General features: G+C 73.0%; 14 protein-coding genes. 12 read left to right on the top strand and 2 right to left on the bottom strand.

Annotated elements, in window-relative coordinates; genetic code table 11:
* Nucleotides 1-107: 107 nt before the first annotated feature.
* The gene (locus tag ACZ516_RS26905) at nt 108-1037 is read left to right on the top strand and encodes a LysR family transcriptional regulator (protein ID WP_469011984.1); all 930 of its coding nucleotides are present in this window, start codon (nt 108-110) and stop codon (nt 1035-1037) included.
* A 110-nt stretch (nt 1038-1147) separates the two neighbouring features.
* Here the strand turns inward: ACZ516_RS26905 and ACZ516_RS26900 are convergent, their stop codons facing one another.
* Nucleotides 1148-1474, bottom strand: coding sequence for a WhiB family transcriptional regulator (locus ACZ516_RS26900; RefSeq protein WP_469011983.1), 327 nt, complete (start codon nt 1472-1474; stop codon nt 1148-1150).
* Between the two features lie 388 nt (nt 1475-1862).
* On the opposite strand from ACZ516_RS26900, the gene ACZ516_RS26895 reads away from it, so the two are divergent.
* The 4 genes from ACZ516_RS26895 to ACZ516_RS26880 all read left to right on the top strand — a co-directional run bounded on the left by ACZ516_RS26895 (nt 1863) and on the right by ACZ516_RS26880 (nt 6198).
* Nucleotides 1863-2474 (top strand): response regulator transcription factor, encoded by a 612-nt coding sequence (locus ACZ516_RS26895; RefSeq protein ID WP_003948568.1) that lies wholly within the window; start codon nt 1863-1865, stop codon nt 2472-2474.
* 266 nt (nt 2475-2740) lie between these two features.
* Nucleotides 2741-3316, top strand: coding sequence for a sigma-70 family RNA polymerase sigma factor (locus ACZ516_RS26890; protein ID WP_358589992.1), 576 nt, complete (start codon nt 2741-2743; stop codon nt 3314-3316).
* 128 nt (nt 3317-3444) lie between these two features.
* Nucleotides 3445-4962, top strand: a complete 1518-nt coding sequence (gene guaB / locus ACZ516_RS26885; RefSeq protein ID WP_358589995.1) for an IMP dehydrogenase — start codon at nt 3445-3447, stop codon at nt 4960-4962.
* Nucleotides 4963-5073: 111 nt separating this feature from the next.
* Nucleotides 5074-6198: a GuaB3 family IMP dehydrogenase-related protein gene (locus ACZ516_RS26880; protein WP_358699362.1), complete on the top strand. Its 1125-nt coding sequence runs from the start codon at nt 5074-5076 to the stop codon at nt 6196-6198.
* A 94-nt stretch (nt 6199-6292) separates the two neighbouring features.
* On the opposite strand, the gene ACZ516_RS26875 is transcribed toward ACZ516_RS26880, so the two are convergent.
* A complete protein-coding gene (locus ACZ516_RS26875) occupies nt 6293-7546 on the bottom strand; it encodes a nucleotide sugar dehydrogenase (protein ID WP_358589616.1) in 1254 nt (417 codons plus the stop codon).
* A gap of 228 nt (nt 7547-7774) precedes the next feature.
* On the opposite strand from ACZ516_RS26875, the gene ACZ516_RS26870 reads away from it, so the two are divergent.
* The 7 genes from ACZ516_RS26870 to ACZ516_RS26840 all read left to right on the top strand — a co-directional run bounded on the left by ACZ516_RS26870 (nt 7775) and on the right by ACZ516_RS26840 (nt 22167).
* Nucleotides 7775-9484 (top strand): glycerol-3-phosphate dehydrogenase/oxidase, encoded by a 1710-nt coding sequence (locus ACZ516_RS26870; protein ID WP_358589614.1) that lies wholly within the window; start codon nt 7775-7777, stop codon nt 9482-9484.
* Nucleotides 9485-9878: 394 nt separating this feature from the next.
* A complete protein-coding gene (locus ACZ516_RS26865; protein ID WP_469011981.1) occupies nt 9879-11900 on the top strand; it encodes a serine/threonine-protein kinase in 2022 nt (673 codons plus the stop codon).
* A 143-nt stretch (nt 11901-12043) separates the two neighbouring features.
* Nucleotides 12044-14947 carry a protein kinase gene (locus tag ACZ516_RS26860; protein WP_469011979.1) on the top strand — a complete coding sequence of 968 codons (2904 nt, stop codon included), beginning with the start codon at nt 12044-12046 and terminating at the stop codon, nt 14945-14947.
* 242 nt (nt 14948-15189) lie between these two features.
* Nucleotides 15190-16761 (top strand): serine/threonine-protein kinase, encoded by a 1572-nt coding sequence (locus ACZ516_RS26855; protein WP_467465344.1) that lies wholly within the window; start codon nt 15190-15192, stop codon nt 16759-16761.
* A gap of 151 nt (nt 16762-16912) precedes the next feature.
* Complete coding sequence (locus ACZ516_RS26850; protein WP_469011977.1) at nt 16913-18484, top strand: serine/threonine-protein kinase; 1572 nt, start codon at nt 16913-16915, stop codon at nt 18482-18484.
* A 146-nt stretch (nt 18485-18630) separates the two neighbouring features.
* The gene (locus tag ACZ516_RS26845) at nt 18631-20370 is read left to right on the top strand and encodes a serine/threonine-protein kinase (RefSeq protein ID WP_469011975.1); all 1740 of its coding nucleotides are present in this window, start codon (nt 18631-18633) and stop codon (nt 20368-20370) included.
* A 180-nt stretch (nt 20371-20550) separates the two neighbouring features.
* A complete protein-coding gene (locus ACZ516_RS26840; RefSeq protein WP_469011973.1) occupies nt 20551-22167 on the top strand; it encodes a succinic semialdehyde dehydrogenase in 1617 nt (538 codons plus the stop codon).
* The last annotated feature ends 12 nt before the right edge of the window (nt 22168-22179 follow it).

The raw sequence follows: 22179 nt of genomic DNA, 5'->3' as shown, positions 1-22179 counted from the left end.
TCACGAGACCGCGCGCCGTACCCGCGCGCCCGCAGATCGGGCGACCGCCACCCAAAGGCGCGGGGCGATATTTCACGCCGGGCCCAAGCAACGCTTATGCTCGAAGGATGATCGAGGCCCGTCACCTCCGTGTCCTGCGCGCCGTGGCCGCCACCGGCTCCTTCTCCGCCGCGGCCCGCGAGCTCGGCTGCACCCAGCCCGCCGTGAGCCAGCAGATGAAGGCCCTCGAATCGTCCACCGGTACGCCGCTGCTGATCCGCACCGGCCGCGAGATGCGCCTGACGCAGGCGGGCGAGGCGCTGGTCCGGCACGCCGCGGGCATCCTCGCGGGCCTCACCGCCGCGGAGGAGGAGGTGGCCGCCATCGCGGGCCTGCGCGCGGGCCGGGTCCGGCTCGTCTCCTTCCCGAGCGGCAGTTCGACGCTGGTGCCCGCCGCCCTCGCGGCGCTGCGCGCGGCCCATCCCGGGACGCGCGTCTCCCTGGTGGAGGCCGAACCGCCGCGCTCGGTGGAGATGCTGCGCGAGGGCGACTGCGACGTGGCGCTCGCCTTCCGGTACGCGGCCCGGAGCGAGGCCCCTCAGGGCAAGGCGGACGGCGCGCCCGCCGCCGAGGACTGGGACGACCTCGTCGTGCGCCCGCTGCTCGCGGACCGGCTCGTCGGCCTCGTGCCCGAGGGGCACCGGCTCGCCGGTGCGGACGCCGTCACCATCGGGGAGTTCGCCGACGAGTCGTGGATCGCGGGCTGCCCGCGCTGCCGCCGGCAGCTGGTGGAGGTCTGTGAGGGGGCCGGCTTCGTGCCCCGGATCGACTTCGCCACCGACGACTATCCGGCGGTGATCGGCCTGGTCGGCGCCGGCCTCGGGGTGGCGGTGCTGCCCGAGCTGGCGATCGAGTCGGTGCGCCCCATGGGCGCCCGGACGGTGACGGTCGAACCGGTCGTGCGGCGGGAGATCGTCGCGCTCACGCTGCCGGACCTGGCGCAGGTGCCGGCCGTCGCCGCCACGCTGGACCACCTGGCGCGCGCGGCGGCCCGCTGATCCGCGCGCCGGGCCCACGGGCGCTGTGCAGAACGGCCACGGCCGCTGTGCTGAACGGGCCCACGGCCCCTGTGCAGAAACGTTCCTTCAGTACGGCGAGACGCGCTCGCTCAGTGCGGTGAGACCGCTCCGCCGGGCGCGGACGCCCTGACGAGGCGATGGCGCGCCCGCCCCATCAGCTCCTCGCGCTCGTCCTCGGTCAGCCCACCCCACACGCCGTACGGCTCGCGCACCGCGAGCGCGTGAGCGGCGCACTCCGCACGCACCGGGCACCGCATGCAGACCTCCTTGGCGGAGTTCTCTCGCGCGCTGCGCGCGGCACCCCGCTCGCCCTCCGGGTGGAAGAAGAGCGAGCTGTCGACCCCGCGGCAGGCGGCGAGGAGCTGCCAGTCCCAGAGATCTGCGTTCGGTCCGGGAAGGCGGGAGAAATCTGCCATTGCTGTTCCCCTTGAAGCCGTTCTGACGCGGGTACGGTGCCCATGACCGTACATCTACTGTCTAAGGAGATGAAAATATGACTCATTGCGAATCTAGCCACAGACACCGATAAAAGGGAAGAAAAGGAGCTAAATGGGGCATAGGTTGTGATGAAACCTTGAGGGTGTGCCGCACGCTCTGCTCTGTGTCCGGGCCCTCACGTAGAGTGCCGAAGATGGCTGACTGCCCCGTAACTCTTTCGGGTGACCGTCGTTGAGAGTGCGAGGCGGTTGAAGGAAAAGCGCTCGGGCAGGTGTCCGAGAGCGTCAACCGCACAGGTGACGAATATGTACCAGCCTGGAGGCTCAAGGTGACGCGCAGCAGCTGTGAGAGCCGCGGAGGACAGTCATGACATCCGTCCTCGTCTGCGACGACTCCCCGCTTGCCCGAGAGGCGCTCCGTCGAGCGGTCGCGACCGTGCCCGGCGTCGAGCGTGTGACGACGGCGGCCAACGGCGAGGAAGTCCTCCGCCGCTGGGGCGCCGACCGCTCGGACCTGATTCTGATGGACGTACGCATGCCCGGTCTGGGCGGCGTGGAGACCGTCCGGCGGCTGCTGTCCGCCGACCCCGGTGCGCGCATCATCATGCTCACCGTCGCCGAGGACCTCGACGGGGTCGCGCTCGCGGTGGCCGCCGGTGCCCGCGGCTATCTGCACAAGGACGCCTCGCGCGCCGAACTGCGCGCGACGGTCACGCAGGCGCTCGCCGACCCGACCTGGCGGCTCGCCCCGCGCAGACTGCGCTCGGCCGAGATGGGCGCCGCGCCCACGCTCACCGCGCGGGAGATCCAGGTCCTGGAGGGCATGAGCCACGGCCGGTCGAACGCGGAGATCGGACGCGAGCTGTTCCTCTCCGAGGACACGGTGAAGACGCACGCCAGGCGGTTGTTCAAGAAGCTCGGCGCCTCGGACCGGGCGCACGCGGTGGCGCTCGGCTTCCGCTGGGGCCTGGTCCGCTGAGTGTGCCGCGGCGGGGGCGCGACGCCTCCCGCCCGCCACGCGGTGGGCGGGGCGGCGGACGCCCGCCGCACCCCTCCTCGGGAGCGGTGGGTGTCGCTTCGCGGCCGATGCCGCATCCTTGAGGTGTGGAGTTCCTCGGGGACGAGTCGATCGAGCGGGAGGGGAGGGCGCAGGAGATGAGTTCCGGCGCACCTGCTCATAACGCTTCAGTGCACAACTACGGACGCGGTGCCGCGGATCAGCCGCCGTCAAGGCACCATGGACCGATGCGCGATGACAAGACGACGGTGATCGGTGCCCTCGTCCTTCGCGCCGTCGAGGGCGACGAGCAGGCCACGCACGACCTTCTCGCACACGTGCACCCGCTCGCGCTGCGCTACTGCCGCGCCCGGCTGTCCCGGCTGCCGGGTGACGCGCGGCACTTCGTGGAGGATCTGGCGCAGGAGGTCTGTGTCGCCGTACTCCTCGCCCTGCCGCGCTACAAGGACACGGGCCGCCCCTTCGAGGCGTTCGTCTTCGCGATCGCCGCGCACAAGGTGGCCGACCTCCAGCGGGCGGCCATGCGCCGGCCCGGTTCGACCGCCGTGCCCTCCGACGAGATGCCCGAGCGGCCCGACGACTCGCTCGGCCCCGAGGAGCGCGCCCTGCTCAGCAGTGACGCGGAGTGGGCCAAGAAGCTCCTCGCCAACCTCCCGGAGAACCAGCGCGAGCTGCTGCTGCTCAGGATCGCCGTCGGCCTCACGGCCGAGGAGACCGGCCAGATGCTGGGCATGTCCCCGGGAGCGGTGCGCGTGGCCCAGCACCGGGCGCTGAGCCGGCTGCGGGCCCTGGCCGAGCAGTGAGCCGTCGTACGGCGTGCTGCCGTACGAACGTCCAAAGAATGCCGATGATCTTGATCGTGGAATGAGACACTCCTCGTTCCCGTTAGCATGGACATCCGCACCGATCAAGGCCATTTGGGGAAGGTGTCATGACTGCAAACAGCGGTTCTTCGACTGGGGTGCCCGATAAATTCGCGACACTGGGGCTGACCTACGACGACGTGCTGCTGCTGCCGGGCGCGTCGGACATGGCGCCCGACCAGATCGACACCTCCTCGTACATCTCGAAGAACGTGCGGGTGAACGTTCCGCTGCTGTCGGCCGCGATGGACAAGGTCACCGAGGCGCGGATGGCGATCGCCATGGCGCGCCAGGGCGGCGTCGGCGTGCTGCACCGCAATCTCTCCATCGCCGACCAGGCCAACCAGGTCGACCTGGTCAAGCGCTCCGAGTCCGGCATGGTCACCGACCCGATCACGGTGCACCCGGACGCGACGCTCGCCGAGGCCGACGCGATCTGCGCCAAGTTCCGCATCAGCGGTGTCCCGGTGACCGACGCGGCCGACCGGCTGCTGGGCATCGTCACCAACCGCGACATGGCCTTCGAGAACGACCGCGGCCGCCAGGTGCGCGAGGTCATGACGCCGATGCCGCTGGTCACCGGCAAGGTCGGCATCTCCGGTGTGGACGCCATGGAGCTGCTGCGCCGCCACAAGATCGAGAAGCTGCCGCTGGTCGACGACGCGGGCGTGCTCAAGGGCCTCATCACGGTCAAGGACTTCGTGAAGGCCGAGAAGTACCCGAACGCCGCCAAGGACGGCGAGGGCCGGCTCCTGGTCGGCGCCGCCGTCGGCGTCGCGGGCGACGCCTTCGAGCGGGCCCAGGCGCTGGTCGCCGCGGGCGTCGACTTCATCGTCGTCGACACGGCGCACGGCCACTCCCGCCTCGTCGGCGACATGGTCGCCAAGATCAAGTCCGACGCCCCGGGCGTCGACGTCATCGGCGGCAACATCGCCACCCGCGAGGGCGCCCAGGCACTGATCGACGCCGGTGTCGACGGCATCAAGGTCGGTGTCGGCCCCGGCTCCATCTGTACGACGCGTGTCGTCGCCGGTATCGGCGTCCCCCAGGTGACGGCCATCTACGAAGCCTCGCTCGCCGCCAAGGAGGCCGGTGTCCCGGTCATCGGCGACGGCGGCCTGCAGTACTCCGGAGACATCGCCAAGGCGCTCGTCGCCGGCGCGGACACGGTCATGCTGGGCTCGCTGCTCGCCGGCTGCGAGGAGTCCCCCGGTGAGCTGATGTTCATCAACGGCAAGCAGTTCAAGTCCTACCGCGGCATGGGCTCGCTCGGCGCCATGCAGTCGCGCGGCGACCAGCGCTCCTTCTCCAAGGACCGCTACTTCCAGGAGGGCGTCGCCTCCGACGAGAAGCTGGTGCCCGAGGGCATCGAGGGCCAGGTGCCCTACCGCGGCCCGCTCTCCGCGGTCGTCCACCAGCTGGTCGGCGGCCTGCGTCAGTCGATGTTCTACGTCGGCGGACGCACCGTCCCCGAGCTCCAGGCCAACGGCCGCTTCGTGCGCATCACGTCCGCGGGCCTCAAGGAGAGCCACCCGCACGACATCCAGATGACGGTCGAGGCGCCGAACTACAGCCGTCACAAGTAGTCTTCCGGCTCCACGCGCGCGTGAAGGGGCGGTCCCGGCTCACCGGGGCCGCCCCTTGCGTGTGTGTCGGGGATACTGGACAGGCAGACCAAGAGGGAAAGGCCCCACAACGTGACTGAGATCGAGATCGGGCGCGGCAAGCGCGGCCGCCGCGCGTACGCCTTCGACGACATCGCCGTCGTACCGAGCCGGCGCACCCGCGACCCGAAGGAGGTCTCGATCGCGTGGCAGATCGACGCCTACCGCTTCGAGCTGCCCTTCCTGGCGGCCCCCATGGACTCCGTGGTCTCGCCGCGGACCGCCATCCGCATCGGTGAGCTGGGCGGCCTCGGCGTCCTGAACCTCGAAGGCCTCTGGACGCGCTACGAGGACCCGCAGCCGCTGCTGGACGAGATCGCCGAGCTGGACCCGGAGACCGCCACGCGGCGCCTCCAGGAGATCTACGCCGCCCCGATCCAGGCCGACCTCATCGGGCAGCGCATCAAGGAGGTGCGCGACTCCGGCGTGGTCACCGCCGCCGCGCTCTCCCCGCAGCGCACCGCCGAGTTCTCCAAGGCCGTCGTGGACGCTGGCGTGGACATCTTCGTGATCCGCGGCACCACCGTCTCCGCCGAGCACGTCTCCGGCGCCGCCGAGCCGCTGAACCTGAAGCAGTTCATCTACGAACTCGACGTGCCGGTCATCGTGGGCGGCTGCGCCACCTACACCGCCGCCCTGCACCTGATGCGCACCGGCGCCGCGGGTGTCCTGGTCGGCTTCGGCGGCGGCGCCGCGCACACCACGCGCAACGTCCTCGGCATCCAGGTGCCGATGGCCACCGCCGTCGCCGACGTCGCGGCCGCCCGCCGCGACTACATGGACGAGTCCGGCGGCCGGTACGTCCACGTCATCGCCGACGGAGCCGTGGGCTGGTCCGGCGACCTGCCCAAGGCCATCGCCTGCGGCGCCGACGCCGTCATGGTGGGCTCCCCGCTGGCCCGCGCCACGGACGCGCCCGGCAAGGGCCACCACTGGGGCATGGAGGCCGTCCACGAGGACGTGCCGCGCGGGAAGAAGGTCCACCTCGGCACCGTCGGCACGACCGAGGAGATCCTCACGGGCCCCTCGCACATCCCCGACGGCTCGATGAACTTCTTCGGCGCGCTGCGCCGTGCCATGGCGACGACGGGCTACAGCGAGCTCAAGGAGTTCCAGCGCGTCGAGGTGACGGTCGCGGACGCGCAGCACAAGCGGTGACGCGCGCGCCGCTCGTGTGACGTCGTGGAAGGGCCCGGACGCGGATGCGTCCGGGCCCTCTCACATGTGTCCGGGCCCTTCCACGCGCGCGTGGCTACAGGCGGTGGGCGGCGCCCGCCGGGGTCGCGCCGCGCGTGTCGAGGAGCAGCTGCGCCTTCACGGCCAGCCCTTGCAGGTCGTACGTGCGGTGGTGCTGGAGCAGGATCGTGAGGTCGGCCTCGGCGGCCGCCTCGTAGAGCGAGTCCGCGCGCGGGACCGGACGGCCGAGGATGCTCCAGTTGGGCACATAGGGGTCGTGGTAGCTGACGGAGGCGCCCAGCTCCATGAGCCGGGTCGCCACCTCCTGGGCGGGGGCGCCCTGCTGGTCGGCCAGGTCGGGCTTGTAGGTGACGCCGAGGAGCAGGACGCGGGCGCCGCGCGCGGACTTGCCGTGTTCGTTGAGCAGGGTCGCCGAGCGCTGGATGACGTACTGGGGCATGCGGTCGTTGACCTGCGCGGCCAGCTCCACCATGCGCAGGGGGCGGGCGCCGCGCGAGGGGTTCGGGATGTCCAGGGGGACGCCGTGGCCGCCGACGCCGGGCCCGGGGCGGAAGGCCTGGAAGCCGAAGGGCTTGGTCTCGGCGCAGCGGATGACGTCCCACAGGTCGATGCCGAGGTCGTGGCAGAGCACCGCCATCTCGTTGACCAGGGCCATGTTGACGTGCCGGTAGTTGGTCTCCAGGAGGTGCACGGTCTCGGCCTCGCGGGGACCCCGGGCGCGGACGACCTTGTCGGTGAGCCGGCCGTAGAAGGTGGCCGCCGACTCGGTGCAGGCGGGGGTGAGGCCGCCGATGACCTTGGGGGTGCCCGCGTAGCCGTGCGAGCGGTTGCCCGGGTCCAGGCGGCCCGGGGAGTAGGCGAGGTGGAAGTCGCGGCCCGCGCGCAGCCCCGAGCCCGATTCGAGGATCGGGCGCAGGAAATCCTCGGTGCTCCCCGGGTAGGCGGGGGACTCCAGGATCACGGTGGTGTGCGGCCGCAGCCGGGCAGCCAGGGCGCGGGCGGCCTCCGCCACCTGGCTCAGGTCCAGCGAGCGGTCGGCGGCGGGCGGGGTGGGGGCGCAGATGACGGCGGTGCGCACGCGGCCCAGTTCGGCCGGGTCGGTGGTCGGCCGGAAGCCCCCCGAGAGCATCCGGCGGACGTCGGCCGCGGTGAGGGTCCCCTCGGCGCCGTCGCAGGGCAGGCGGCCGCTCGCCAGGTCGGTGGCGCGGGCGGGATCGTAGCCGGTGGTGGCGATGCCGCGGGCGACGGCGGCCTGCGCGAGGGGCAGGCCGAGGTGGCCGAGACCGATGACTGCGAGATCTGCGGGCATGGCGGTGGGCCGTCCTCCCAATAGCCGGAGCGGGACGTGCGCGCAAGCCCTGTGGACAATGCGGACCAGCGCAATGTCAGACTAGGAGTAAATATGACCGTTTTGTGGCATTGCACTGCCGTGCCGGTTCGGAGTGTTGTCCACAGGCTGCGGACGAGATCGGCGAGCGCGCGGGAAATCTGGGCATGATGTGAGTCCGACCACACCCGATCACAGCGGGAGGCAGCGGTGAGGACAGCGACACTGGGGCCGGCCGAGCGTGCCGAGTCACTTGCGGGAATGGCCGACCGGGAGCTGGACATCCTGGTCGTCGGCGCGGGGGTGGTCGGCGCCGGGACGGCTCTCGACGCGGTCACCCGGGGCCTGTCCACCGGCCTGGTCGAGGCGCGGGACTGGGCCTCGGGCACCTCGAGCCGGTCGAGCAAGCTGATCCACGGCGGACTGCGCTATCTGGAGATGCTGGACTTCGCGCTCGTGCGGGAGGCGCTCAAGGAGCGCGGCCTGCTCCTGGAGCGGCTCGCCCCGCACCTCGTGAAGCCGGTGCCGTTCCTGTACCCCTTGCAGCACAAGGGCTGGGAGCGGCTGTACGCCGGATCGGGCGTCGCGCTCTACGACGCCATGTCGATGTCACGCGGGCACGGCCGGGGCCTGCCCATGCACCGCCACCTGACCCGCCGGCACGCCCTGCGCGTCGCCCCGTGCCTGAAGAAGGACGCGCTGGTCGGCGCGATGCAGTACTACGACGCGCAGATGGACGACGCCCGCTATGTGGCCACCTTGGTGCGCACCGCCTCGGCGTACGGCGCGAAGGTCGCCAACCGCGCGCGGGTCACCGGCTTTCTGCGCGAGGGCGAGCGCGTGGTCGGCGCCCGTGTGCAGGACGTGGAGGGCGGCGGGGAGTACGAGATCCGCGCCAAACAGGTGGTGAACGCCACGGGCGTGTGGACGGACGACACCCAGGCGATGGTCGGCGAGCGCGGGCAGTTCCACGTCAGGGCGTCCAAGGGTATCCACCTGGTGGTGCCCAAGGACCGGATCAACTCCTCGACGGGGCTGATCCTGCGGACCGAGAAGAGCGTCCTGTTCGTCATCCCCTGGGGGCGGCACTGGATCGTGGGCACCACCGACACGGACTGGGACCTCGACAAGGCCCACCCGGCGGCATCGAGCGCCGACATCGACTACCTGCTGGAGCACGTGAACTCGGTGCTCGCGGTGCCCCTTTCCCGCGACGACGTCCAGGGGGTCTACGCCGGCCTGCGGCCGCTGCTCGCCGGCGAGTCGGACGCCACCAGCAAGCTGTCCCGGGAGCACACGGTCGCGCACCCGGCACCCGGCCTGGTCGTCATCGCGGGCGGCAAGTACACGACGTACCGCGTGATGGCCAAGGACGCCGTCGACGAGGCCGTACACGCCCTGGACCAGCGCGTCGCCGACTGCGTCACCGAGGACATCCCGCTGGTCGGCGCCGAGGGCTACAAGGCGCTGTGGAACGCCCGCGCGAGGATCGCCGCCCGGACGGGCCTTCATGTCGTGCGCGTGGAGCACCTGTTGAACCGGTACGGCTCGCTGGCCGAGGAAGTGCTCGAACTCATCACCGCCGACCCCACCCTCGGCGAGCCGCTCCAGGCGGCCGACGACTATCTGCGGGCCGAGATCGTCTACGCCGCCTCCCACGAGGGCGCCCGTCACCTGGACGACGTGCTGACGCGGCGTACGCGCATCTCGATCGAGACGTTCGACCGGGGGACGCGCAGCGCCCGGCAGTGCGCCGAGCTGATGGCTCCGGTCCTCGGCTGGGACAAGGACCAGATCGAGCGGGAGGTGCAGCACTACGAGAAGCGGGTGGAGGCCGAGCGGGAGTCGCAGCGCCAGCCGGACGACCTGACGGCGGACGCGGCACGGCTGGGGGCGCCGGACATCGTGCCGCTCGGCTGACCGGGGCCGGGCGGGTGGACCCTGCCGGATGAGGCTGTTGTGCCGATTTGGGCGCCGGTGACGGAAGTTGACGGACGGTGCGGGGGAGGGCCGCGGACCGCGCGCGGGACAGGAGGGGCGCGGCCGGGGCCTTGCCTCGGCCGCTGAGCAGGGGAAGAGTGGCGTCGGTGGCCGGCGTCATGGCTCGCGGCGGTCCCTCGGGCGGCGCGCGGAGGGGCGACCGGGAGGGCAACGGCCGCCGGGGAACGGGGTGTCGGCACGACGGGCCCTGGCCGCGCGCGGTCCAGCATGCGGGACGGTGGACCCTGGGCGCCGGCCGGTCCCCGGGTAAGGGACAATGAAGGCTCTGTCAGGGCGGGTTGCGCGGGTAGCAGCGGTACAGCAGAGGGGACGCATGTCGGACGCGGAGCAGACGGGTGAGGCCCGTCGGGACAAGAGCGAACGTCTCCTCGCCGGCCGGTACCGGCTGGGAGAGGTGCTCGGCCGCGGCGGCATGGGCACCGTGTGGCGCGCCAAGGACGAGACGCTGGGCCGTACGGTCGCGGTGAAGGAGCTGCGGTTCCCCTCGAGCATCGACGAGGAGGAGAAGCGGCGGCTCATCACGCGGACGCTGCGCGAGGCCAAGGCGATCGCGCGCATCCGCAACACCAGCGCGGTGACGGTCTACGACGTGGTCGACGAGGACGACCGGCCCTGGATCGTGATGGAGCTGGTCGAGGGCAAGTCCCTCGCGGAGGCGATCCGTGAGGACGGGGTGCTCACCCCGAGGCGGGCGGCCGAGGTCGGCCTCGCCATCCTCGACGTGCTGCGCTCGGCGCACCGCGAGGGCATCCTGCACCGCGACGTGAAGCCGTCGAACGTGCTGATCGCCGAGGACGGCCGGGTCGTGCTCACGGACTTCGGCATCGCGCAGGTCGAGGGCGACCCGTCGATCACGTCGACGGGCATGCTCGTCGGCGCGCCCTCGTACATCTCGCCGGAGCGGGCCCGCGGGCACAAGCCGGGCCCCGCGGCCGACCTGTGGTCGCTGGGCGGACTGCTGTACGCGGCCGTCGAGGGCGTACCTCCGTACGACAAGGGGTCGGCCATCGCGACCCTGACGGCGGTGATGACCGAGGACGTCGACAAGCCCGTGAACGCGGGGCCGTTGGAGAAGGTCATCTACGGCCTGCTCGCCAAGGACCCCCAGCAGCGGCTCGACGACGCCGGGGCGCGGGCGCTGCTGATGGACGTGATCCACGCGCCGGAGGTGGAGCCGGTCGAGGCGACGAAGGTCGTGCCCCTGCCGCCGGTGCCGCCGACGCCGAAGCCCGCCAAGGGCGTCGGAGCGGGCATGCCCGCCCGGCTGACGAAGAAGTCCGCCGCGGCCGCCGGGGTCGGCGCCGCCGGTGCCTCCACGGCGTCCGCCGCGTCCGCCGGACGCAAGGGCGAGGACACCGCCGACCGGCTGAAGGGCGCGCTGCGGTCGGTCCGCGAGGCGGCCACGGGCGCCATGGGGTCCGCGGGGTCCGCAGGGTCCGCAGGGTCTTCGGGGTCTATCACTGCCTCCGGGAGCGGCGCGACCGTGCCGCCGGCGCCGAGCGCGCCGCCCGGTGTCTCGCCGCGGGTGCCCCCCAAGGCGTCGCTCACCGATGTGGTGCCGCGCCGGACGCTGGTGATAGTGAGCGTGGTGGCCGTGCTCGCGGTGCTCGGCACGGTGCTGGCCTTCGCGCTCACGAGCGGGGACGACAGCGGTTCCGGCGGGGACAGCAAAGGCGGGGGCAAGGCCGCGTCCAGTGGTGCGAGCACCGGTGGCGGCCAGGACAAGGACGGCAAGGACACCGGTAAGGACGCCGGCAAGGACACGGGCAAGGGGTCAGGCTCCGGGGACGACAAGGAGCAGGGCCAAGGGCAGGGCACGGACCCGGGCAAGGGCTCGGACTCCGACTCGGACGAGGGCAAGGGGCACGACCCGAGCCAGGACGACGGCAAGGAGCCGCAGGACGGCGCCGCGTCGACGTACGAGCACGCCCAGGGCTTCAAGATCGGGCTGCCGAAGGGGTGGAAGTTCCAGACCACCGGCAGGGCGGGCGCGCGGTTCACCGGGCCCGACGGCCAGAAGCTGCTGATCGGCTGGACGGGCACGCCCAAGGACAACCCGGTGGCGGACTGGAAGAACCAGGAACTGCACATGATCCGGTCGCAGTACGACCGGATACGGATAGAAAAGGTGGACTTCCGTGGGTGGGACACCGCCGACTGGGAATTCACCTACGTGGAGGCCGGGACCAAGTACCGGTCCGTCGACCGCGGCTTCGTCGTCAACGGCGGGCTCGGCTACGGAATGATGTACACGGCCAGGGCCGACGACTGGAAGAGCGATCAGCGGCGGGACACGTGGCGGACGTTCACGAGGACGTTCCAGCCGAAGTCGTGAGCCGGGATTTCGGGTCGTGAGATCTCGTATCCCCTCATTGCGGTTCGCCCACGGCACGTATCGTGAAGGTCGGCGCACCGTGAGCGGCCGCAACGAGCCACAAGACGAACGGAATTGACCACCGGGCGGACGGGGGAGGCATCGTGGACGACTACGCGGGACGAGTCCTCGCCGACCGCTACCGCCTGCCGCTGCCGCCCTCGGACGAGTACGAACTCGCCGAATCGCGCGCCTTCGACACCTACAGCGGGCAGGAAGTCCTGGTTCGGCAGGTTCCGTTGCCCGAGATCGTCGAGGCGGAGGTCCTGGAGGAGGACGACCTGCCCGAGGGGTTCGTGCCCCGGGCGGGCGCGGGCGGCGCCGGGGTGCGGCGGGCCGCGGCGCGGACCACGCGCAGTCCCACGGACCCGGCGGTGCGGCGCGCGATGGAGGCGGCGCAGACCGCCGCGCAGATACCGGACCATCCCCGGCTCGACCAGGTCTTCGACGTGTTCGCGGAGGGCGGCTCGCTGTGGATCGTCAGCGAGTTGGTGGCGGCGCGGCCGCTGGCGGCACTTCTCGCGGACGGGCCGCTCAGCCCCTACCGCGCGGCGGAGGTCGCGGCGGACGTCCTCGCGGCGCTGCGCGTGCTGCACGCCCATGGCTGGGTGCACCGGAACATCACCGCGCGCACGGTGCTGATCTGCGACGACGGCCGCGTGATGCTGACGGGGCTCGCGGCCGGGGCGGCCGAGGAGGCGCTGTGCGGGTACGACCCCCGGCCCGTGGAGGCGGGGGAGGCGGCCGGTTCGGCGGGGTCGATCGGAAACGTGGCGGCCTACGGGGGGCCGACGTGGGGTGAGGACGCGTACGACGCCGGGTGCGGGGACGCGTACGAGGCCGGGCGCGACGCCGGGCGTGACGCGGGGGGCGCGGCGGTCGAGCCCGCTCTCGAGCCGTCCGGCCAGGACACGGCTGCGGTGGTGCGGTCGGCCGTGCGGGCGACGGAGGCGGCCGAGACCGCGGGTTCGGCCCGTAACGCGGCGCGGGCCGCGCGGGGGGCGTCCATCGCGGCCTACCGCGCGGGGGCGGCGCGGGCGGCCGCCCGGGTGGACGAGAACACCTCCGGGGTGCCGGGGCCTCGGCGGGGCGAGGAAGGCGACGACGGGGCGGGTACCGGCGGCGTGGGGCGGGACCGCGGCTTTGGCGCCAGTGGGGCTGGGGGGCCGGGGCCTCGGCGGGGCGAGGAAGGTGACCCCGGGGCCGGTACCGGCGGTGGGCGGGACCGTGGCTTCGGGGCGAGTGGGGCCGGGGGGGCGGGGACGGCCGGGCGGATCTCGGATCCCTACGGCGTCGGGGAGACGAAGACCTGGCACGGGGCGGTGCCGCGGGGTGGGGGCGCCGGTCCGTACGGGCCTCGGTCAAGCGGTGACGGCCCGGCCGGTGACATGGGCCCCGGCGCCGAGATGAGCCCCACCGCCCAGAGCGGCTCGGCCGCCCCTCCGGGCCAGGCGGGCCCGGTAGCCGCCGAATCCGCGTCCGACCCGTACGGGGCGCACGGTGACTGGGGCGCGCCTGGTGGGGAGCCGGGAGGGCGGCGGGGGCCCGCCACCGCGCTGGACGCCGAGCGGGCCCGGCACGCGCGCATGGTGGTCGTCGGGGCCGTCACCGAGCGGTGGGCGCCCGAACAGGCCGGGCCTGTGCACGAGAACTGGCAGCTCGCCGCCCCGATCGGCCCCGCCACCGACCTGTGGGCCCTGGGCGCCCTGCTCTTCCGCGCGGTGCAGGGCCACGCGCCCTACCCCGAGGACAGCACCGCCGAGCTCGTACAACTGGTGTGCGCCGAGCCGCCGGCGTTCGCCGAGGAGTGCGGACCGCTGCGGCCCGTGGTGGAGTCCCTGCTGCGTCAGGACCCCACCGAGCGACTCGACTTCGAGGAGGCCGGCGGCTGGCTGCGCTCCCTGGTGCGCTCCGCGCCGGAGCCGGAGGCCGGGGCGCACGTCGTGCCGGTGCCGCCGTACGACGCCGGACGGCTGCCCGTCGTACGCCGCAGGGGCGAGATCGTGCGCAGGCGCCGCACGGCCGCGCCCGCCGCCGCCGGCGGCCAGGGGCACGGCAGGCACAAGCGGGGGCGGGGCAAGGACGTCCGCTCCGCGAGGCCGCCGCGCGCCCCCCGCGAGCCGCGCGCCCCCCATGAGCAGCGCGGACTCCGCCAGACCCCGCCGGCACACGAGACCCGCCCGCTCCGTGAGGAGGCACCGCTCCGCGAGACCCGGCCGGATCGGGTGCCGCAGGGGCAGGGCCCGGCGCGGCCCCGTTCGCTGGGGCGGCTGCTGCTCCTGGCGATCCTCGTCGGCCTCGTCGCGGCGGTCGCGTACGCCATGCTGTTCCTGCCGAAGGGCGACGACGGGGGGCGGGGCGAGGGCGCGAGGAGCGCGGGCGAGGTGAGCCCGGGCCCCAGCCACGACGAGAACCAGGGTGACACGGGCGACGACGGCAAGAGCGGCCCCGGAGGCGACGGTTCGGGCAAGGACGGCACGGACGAGGGCAAGTCCGGCAACAGCCCCAGTTCGCAGGAGGCACAGACCGGGGGCCCCGAACTGCCGCGCGGCTTCACCCTGCGCAAGGACACCGAGGGGTTCCGCGTGGCCGTGGCGAGCGGCTGGGACCGGCAGGGCAAGAACGGCCGGGGCCAGGTCCGTTACGCCCACGGCGGCTTCGAGCTGCTGGTGGTCCCGGGCCGCGACACCACCGACGGCTACGGCAGCGACCCCATGAAGTACCAGCGCGAGCACGAGCGCGAGCTCCAGCCGTTCCGGGACTCCTCCTGGGCGACCTCCAGCGGCATGCGGCGCATCGACGTCGGCGGACGGGCCATGGCCGAGGGCCAGTTCACCTGGCAGGACGCGCAGGGCCGCGAGGTCTACGTACGCAATCTCGTGCTGGTCGTGGGCGGGAAGTACCACGTGGTGCAGGTGCGGGGCCCCGAGGCGGAGAGGGACGAGGTCACGCGGCTGTACGAGCAGGCCGCGAGGACCTATCAGAGCACCGGCCGCGGCACCGGCTAGCGTCACGGCCGCACGCTTGCCGGCGGCACAAGAGCGACAAGAGTGCCGATCGACGGCACAAGAGCGACAAGAGCGCCGATCGGTGTCACATCGGGGTCTCCTTGGACCCCTGTGGTTCCCTGCGCGCCGTCCCCTCCCTAACCTGGCTCATGTCAAGACCATTGCGGGGGAACGTGAATCAGAGCCAAGGCCTGCTCCTCGCGGGCCGCTACCGACTCGGGGAGTCCATCGGCCGCGGTGGCATGGGGCGGGTGTGGCGCGCCCGGGACGAGGTGCTGCACCGTGCCGTCGCCGTCAAGGAACTGACGGCCGTGCAGTTCGTGCAGGAGGCCGATCGCGCGGTCCTCTTCGCGCGGACCCAGACGGAGGCGCGGGCCGCCGCCCGGATCAACCACCCCGCCGTCGTCACCGTCCATGACGTACTGGAGTACGACGACCGGCCCTGGATCGTGATGGAGCTGGTCGAGGGCCGCTCCCTCGCGGACGCCGTCAAGGAGCAGGGCCGCGTCGAGTCGGTCGAGGCCGCCCGCATCGGCCTGTGGACCCTCAAGGCCCTGCGCGCCGCGCACACCGCCGGCGTACTGCACCGCGACGTCAAGCCGGGCAACGTCCTGCTGGCGCGGGACCGGCGGATCCTGCTCACCGACTTCGGCATCGCGGCGATCGAGGGGGACGCCACGATCACCCGGACCGGGGAAGTCGTCGGGTCCGTCGACTACCTGGCGCCCGAGCGGGTCAGCGGCTCCAACCCCGGCCCGGCCTCCGACCTGTGGGCGCTCGGCGCGACGCTGTACACGGCGGTCGAGGGCAACTCCCCGTTCCGGCGCACCTCGCCGATCGGCACCATGCAGGCCGTGGTCACCGAGGAGCCCGCCCCGCCCGAGCACGCCGGGGCCCTCGCGCCCGTCATCAGCGCCCTCCTGCGCAAGGACCCGGCGGCCAGGCCCAGCGCCGAGGAGGCCGAGCACATGCTCGCCGAGGCGGCGGAGGGGCGCAGACCGAGCGCCGCGCAGGCGTACGTGTCGACGCAGACGCACCCCAAGAGGCGGCAGCCCGCGCACGGCGCCGATTCCCGCACGGTGGTGGAAGGTGCCGGCGGGGACGGCGGCGGCGGTACCGCCACGGTGGCCCACGCCGGGCAGGCGCCCGGACGCACCCCGTCGGCGTCGGAGGCGTCTGACAGGTCCGCTCCCGGGCGGGGCCGCCGCCTGGCCGCCGTCGCCGCGCTCACCGTCGTGGCCGCGCTGCTCGGCGGTGGTGGCGTGTTCGGCTTCCTGCGGCTGACGGGTCAGGCCGGGGGCGGCGACGACCGGGCGCAGGCCGCCGGGATCGACGACGACGCCGGCCGGACCGTGGGCGGCATCCCGCAGGACTGGCCGCGCGTGCACGACCCGAACGGCTTCAGCCTGCGGCTGCCCAAGGGCTGGAAGCGCAAGGTGGACGGCAACCAGACCGACTACACGCCCGACGGCGGACGCCGCTTCCTGCGCGTCGCCGTCGACGGGAAACCGCAGTACGAGACCCCCTACCTGCATCAGCTCGCCCTGGAGAAACCCCTGCGGGCGAAGCTGCCCCGGTACCGGCGGCTGCACCTGAACTCCAACACGTTCCGCGACCGGCCGGGCGCCCTGTGGGAGTTCAGCTGGACGGCGGGCTCGAACGACACCACGGCGGGCCCGCGCCGCGCGATCTCACAGACGTATATCGGCCGTGACGGCACCGAGTACGTCCTCTACATGTCGGCGCCCGCCGCCGGCTGGGACGTCACCCGGGAGCGGTTCGACGCGATGCTGAGGGGATGGCGGGAGGGCTGAGCGCGCCTAGGGCGTGTTTCGAAAGTAGCGTCGTCCGCCCGCAGGCAGGTAGACGGGACTTTCGAAACCTGCCCTAGCGGCGACGGCCGGAACCAGCCCGCCGCGCGGTGAGTGCCATTCCGTTCGCACACGTGTGGGGCATGATGGCCGCATGGGGAGCCCGGGAGACCACCCAGGGGGCGGCAACGCCCGTGTGATCGCGGGGCGTTACCGTCTGGAGGCCCGGCTCGGCCGGGGCGGCATGGGTGTCGTCTGGCGCGCCACCGATCTGCTCCTGGGGCGCGGGGTCGCCGTCAAGGAGCTGGAGCGGGACGAGACGCTCTCCGACACCGAGGCCTCGCAGGCGCGCGAGCGGACCCTGCGCGAGGCGCGGGCCGTGGCGCAGCTGCGCCATCCGCACATCGTCGTCGTCCACGACGTCGTCGTGGAGGACGAACAGCCGTACATCGTCATGGAGCTGATCGAGGGCGGCTCCCTCGCGGGGCACCTGGCGCGGCACGGCCCGATCGACGCGGACACCGTCGCCCGGATGGGCATCGACCTGCTCGGCGCGCTGAGCACCGCCCACGAGGCGGGCATCCTGCACCGCGACCTGAAGCCCGCCAACGTCCTCCTGGAGGCCGCCACCGGCCGCGCCGTTCTCACCGACTTCGGGATCGCGCAGGTCACCGGGGCGACGACGCTCACCGAAGTGGGCTCGTTCGTCGGCTCGCCCGAGTACACCGCGCCCGAGCGCATCGCGGGGGAACACACCGGCCCCGAGTCCGACCTGTGGTCGCTCGGCGCGCTGCTCGTCACCGCGCTGGCCGGCGAGTCACCCTTCCGCAGGGATTCCATCGGCGGTGTCCTGCACGCCGTCGTCTACGAGGAGATCCGCCCGCCGGAGAGCGCGGCGCCGCTCCTGCCGGCCGTCCTCGGCCTCCTGGAGCGCGACCCCCGGCGGCGCCTCGACGGGGTGGCGGCGCAGCGGCTGCTCCAGGCGTACGTCGACACGGGGCGCATGCCGCTCTGGCGGCCGGAGCACGGCAGGGCGAGCCACGGCGCCGTCGAGGCGCGCGAGCGCCACGGCAGGGTGATGCTGGTCGCCGCGGCGCTGGCGGCGGCCGTGGCCGGGGCCGGGGTCTCGGCCGCCGCGCTGCTGTGGGGCCGGGACGCGGACGGCGGGACGCCGGGCAACTCCGCCTCCCCCTCCACCACCGTCGGCGGCCCCAGGCCCACCGTGACGGTCAGCCGGGGCACGCGGACACCGGCGCCGTCCGCGCCCCGGCCGTCCACGCCCCAGCCGCCCGAGGGGTACCGCCTGGCGCGGGACCCCGAGGGCTTCACGATCGCCGTGCCGACGGGCTTCGCCCGCCAGGTCGACGGGCCACGGATCTCCTACGTCTCCCCGGGCGCCACCTACCGCATCGGCATCACGGAGGACGACCCGCGGCCGGGCGGCCCGCTCGCCGCGCAGCGCCGCGCCGCCGCCGAGGGGGCGCGGCGCAACCCCGGTTACCGCAACGGCGGCGTCACCGAGACCACCCGCAACGGCCGCCCGGCCGCCCTGTGGGAGTTCACCTGGGACGGCCCGGACGTGCCCCGGGGCGAGCGGCACACCTACGACCTCTGCTGGGAGGAGGGCGGCCGGAGGTACGACGTCCAGGTCTCGGGGCCGGCCGAGGAGGCGGAGCAGACGCGGAAATACTTCGACACGGCCGTCGACACGTTCGTACGCGGGTGAGGTCCCGCATGTTCGTACGCGGGTGAGGTCCCGCGCGATCGGCGGCGGGCCCGCGTCGGACTCCCGGCGCACGGCGTGCATCGCCCCGGTCACAACTGGGCGCCCTGGCTGGAAAGCGGGGTGTCCGGCAAGGTACTCATGGGGGCATGAGTAACGACGGGGGACCCTCCTACGGCCCTTACGAGCCCACCAGTTTCGGCCTCCAGCCGCCGCGGCGTCCCGGCCCGAACGGCGGCGCCGCGCACCCCGGCAACCCCTACGCCCAGACCGCCCAGCCCGCGCCGTCCGCCCCGGCCGCGCCCCACCGGCCCGCGCCGCACCAGGCCGTACCGGAGCACCCCGTACCGGAGCACCCCGTACCGGACCGGCCGGCGGCGCCCGAGTCCGGCGCGGGCCGGGTGGTCGCGGGCCGCTACCGGCTGCTGGCCAAGCTCGGCCACGGCGGCATGGGCACGGTGTGGCGCGCCAAGGACGAGACGGTGGACCGTGAGGTCGCGGTCAAGGAGCCGCGCCTGCCCGACCACCTGCCCGAGCGCGAACGCGCCAACGCCTTCGAGCGGATGCGCCGCGAGGCGCGCGCCGCGGCCCGCCTCGACCACCCCGCGGTGGTCAACGTCCATGACGTGGCGGTCGAGGACGGGCAGCCGTGGATCGTCATGGAGCTGGTCCAGGGCCGCTCGCTGGGCGCCGCGCTCCAGGAGGGCACGCTGGGCGCCCGGGACGCCGCACGGATCGGCCTGGACGTCCTGAACGCCCTGGACGCCGCGCACCAGGCGGGCATCCTGCACCGCGACGTGAAGCCGGACAACGTCATGCTCGGCCACCACGACCGCGTCGTCCTCACCGACTTCGGCATCGCCCAGATCGAGGGCGAGACCAATCTGACCGACACCGGCGGCTTCGTCGGCTCGCCCGAGTTCATCGCCCCCGAGCGGGTGCTGGGGCAGCGGCCGGGACCGGCGTCCGACCTGTGGTCGCTGGGCGTCGTGCTGTACGCGGCGACGGAGGGCGTCTCGCCGTTCCGCCGCAGCAACACCCCGGCGACGCTCCAGTCCGTCCTCAACGCGACGCCCGCCGCGCCGGCCTCGGCCTCCGGCCCCCTCGCCGAGGCGATCAACGGACTGCTGGCCAAGGACCCGGCGCAGCGCCCGAACGCGGCGCGGGTGCGCGCCCTTTTGGAGGAGGCGGCGAGACCCCCGCTGCCGGCGCCGACGCGGGTCGTCACCGTCGCGGGCGGCGGCAACGTCCCTCGGGGCAAGGGCCTCTTCCTGAGCCGCAAGGCGCTCGCGGTCGTCGCCGGGGTGGTCGTCGCGGTGGTGGCGGCGGGCGTGCTGGTGGCCCTGAACCCCTTCGGGGGCTCGGACGCGGACGGGGGGTGGGAGAAGCACGGGTCGAAGGAGCTGGCGGCGCGCGTCCCCGCGCCCAAGGGGTACGAGAAGTACGAGGACGACAACTCGGACGAGAAGGCGCACTGGGTCAGCTACACCGACCCGAGCGGCGCCATATCGATCTCCCTGAGGCTCCTGAAGAAGGCCGACGACGAGAGCGCGATCGCCGGGACCGCCGCCGCGCAGATGTACGACGAGGACGCCCAGTTCAAGGAGTCCGGCAGCTACGACCAGGGCATGGCCTCCGACCCCGCTCCCAAGACCTCGCCGGACGAGACGGAGTTCCGGGGCGAGAAGGCCGCGCAGAACACCGTCGTGTACTCCTCGACGGACAGCCAGCACCCCCGGCCCCGCGAACTGAAGGCCTTGTACTACAAGACGAAGGGCGGCGACCTGTACAAGCTGGTCGTGAGCTATCCGGGCAAGGGCGACTTCACCGCGCGCGGCCGCGAGGTCGCCGAGAAGGCGTTCGCCGACCTGGAGCTCGACAAGCTCTGAGGCGAGCTTGCAGGCAACCTCCGAGGCAAGCTCTGAGGAAGGTCTCTTGAGGGGCGCGGTGGGTGTCAACGCGCTGATCAGCGGCTTTGTCGCCAGCAATCACTGGCGCCGTGTGAGTGACCCGTGAAGCCCGTTACCGATGGGTACCCAAATCCCTGACGTGGGCCTACGCTCACGGACATGACGGACTCGCAGGCCACCGCAGCGCCCCTCGGAACCAACCCGACCGCCCCGGCCCCGGCAGGCGCCCGCACCGCCGCCGACGTGGTCACGCCGGAGCTGTTGGCCCAGCTCACACGCGACGTCATCGGCAGTGGGCGCACGGCCAACCACACGCCGCTCACCGGCGAGAAGCTGGCCGACCTGCCCGAGTCCACCTCGGAGGACGTGACCACCGCCTTCCAGCGGGCCCGCACCGCCCAGATCGCCTGGGCCCGGACCCCGGTCAAGCAGCGCGCCGCCGTCCTGCTGCGCTTCCACGACCTGGTGCTCCAGCGCCAGGCCGAGGTGCTCGACCTCATCCAGCTGGAGACCGGCAAGGCCCGCCTGCACGCCCACGAGGAGATCCAGGCCGTCGTGGTCGCCGCCCGGCACTACGGTCGCAAGGCCCCCGCGTACCTGAGCCCCAAGCGGCACACCGGCGTCGTCCCGACCCTCACCAAGGTCACCGAGAACCGCCAGCCGCGCGGTGTCGTCGGGCAGATCGCCCCCTGGAACTACCCCTTCGAGCTGTCCATCGGCGACGCGCTGCCCGCCCTCGTCGCGGGCAACGCGCTCGTGATGAAGCCCGACACGGAGACCTGCCTCACCGCCCTGTGGGCCCGTGACCTGATCATCGAGGCGGGGCTGCCGTCGGAGGTCTTCCAGGTCGTCCTCGGCGAGGGCCCGGTCGTCGGCCCCGAGATCGTCAGGCACGCCGATTACGTCTCCTTCACCGGCTCCACGCGCACCGGCCGCGAGGTCGCGCGGGGCGCCGCCGCCCGCCTCGTCGGCGTCTCGCTGGAACTCGGCGGCAAGAACGCGATGCTGGTCCTGCACGACGCCGACGTCGACAAGGCCGCCGCCGGCGCGGTGCGCGCCTGCTTCTCCTCCGCGGGCCAGCTGTGCATCTCCATCGAGCGGCTGTACGTCCATGAGTCGATCGCCGACCGCTTCGTGGAGCGCTTCGCCGAGCGGACGCGGGCGATGCGGCTCGGCACGTCCCTCGCGTACGGCGCCGACATGGGCTCGCTCGTCGGTGAGCGGCAGCTGCAGACGGTGACCCGGCACGTCGAGGAGGCCGTCGCCAAGGGCGCCACGCTGGTCGCGGGCGGTGTCGCGCGCCCCGACATCGGCCCCTACTTCTACGAGCCGACCATCCTGGACAACGTCGAGGCCCCGATGGCGGTCTGCACCGAGGAGACCTTCGGCCCGGTCGTCTCGATCTACCGCTTCACGGACGAGAACGAGGCGATCGAGCTGGCCAACGCCACGCCGTACGGCCTGAACTCCTCGGTCTGGACGAAGGACGGCCGCCGGGGCCGCGAGATCGCCGCCCGTCTGCGCACCGGCACCGTCAACGTCAACGAGGGCTACGCGCCCGCCTACGGCAGCGTCCAGTCCCCGATGGGCGGCATGAAGGACTCCGGTCTGGGCCGCCGGCACGGCTCCGAGGGCATCCTCAAGTTCACCGAGGCGCAGACCGTCGCCCAGCAGCGGCTCATTCCGCTGGCGCCGTCCTTCGGCATGGACGACGAGAAGTACGCGGCGTTCATGAGCACGAGCCTGAAGGTCATGAAGGCGCTCCGCCTGCGCTAGTTCCGCGCCCAG

Source organism: Streptomyces sp. NPDC034037, from assembly GCF_055575715.1.
This window is presented reverse-complemented; position numbering and strand designations above follow the sequence as displayed.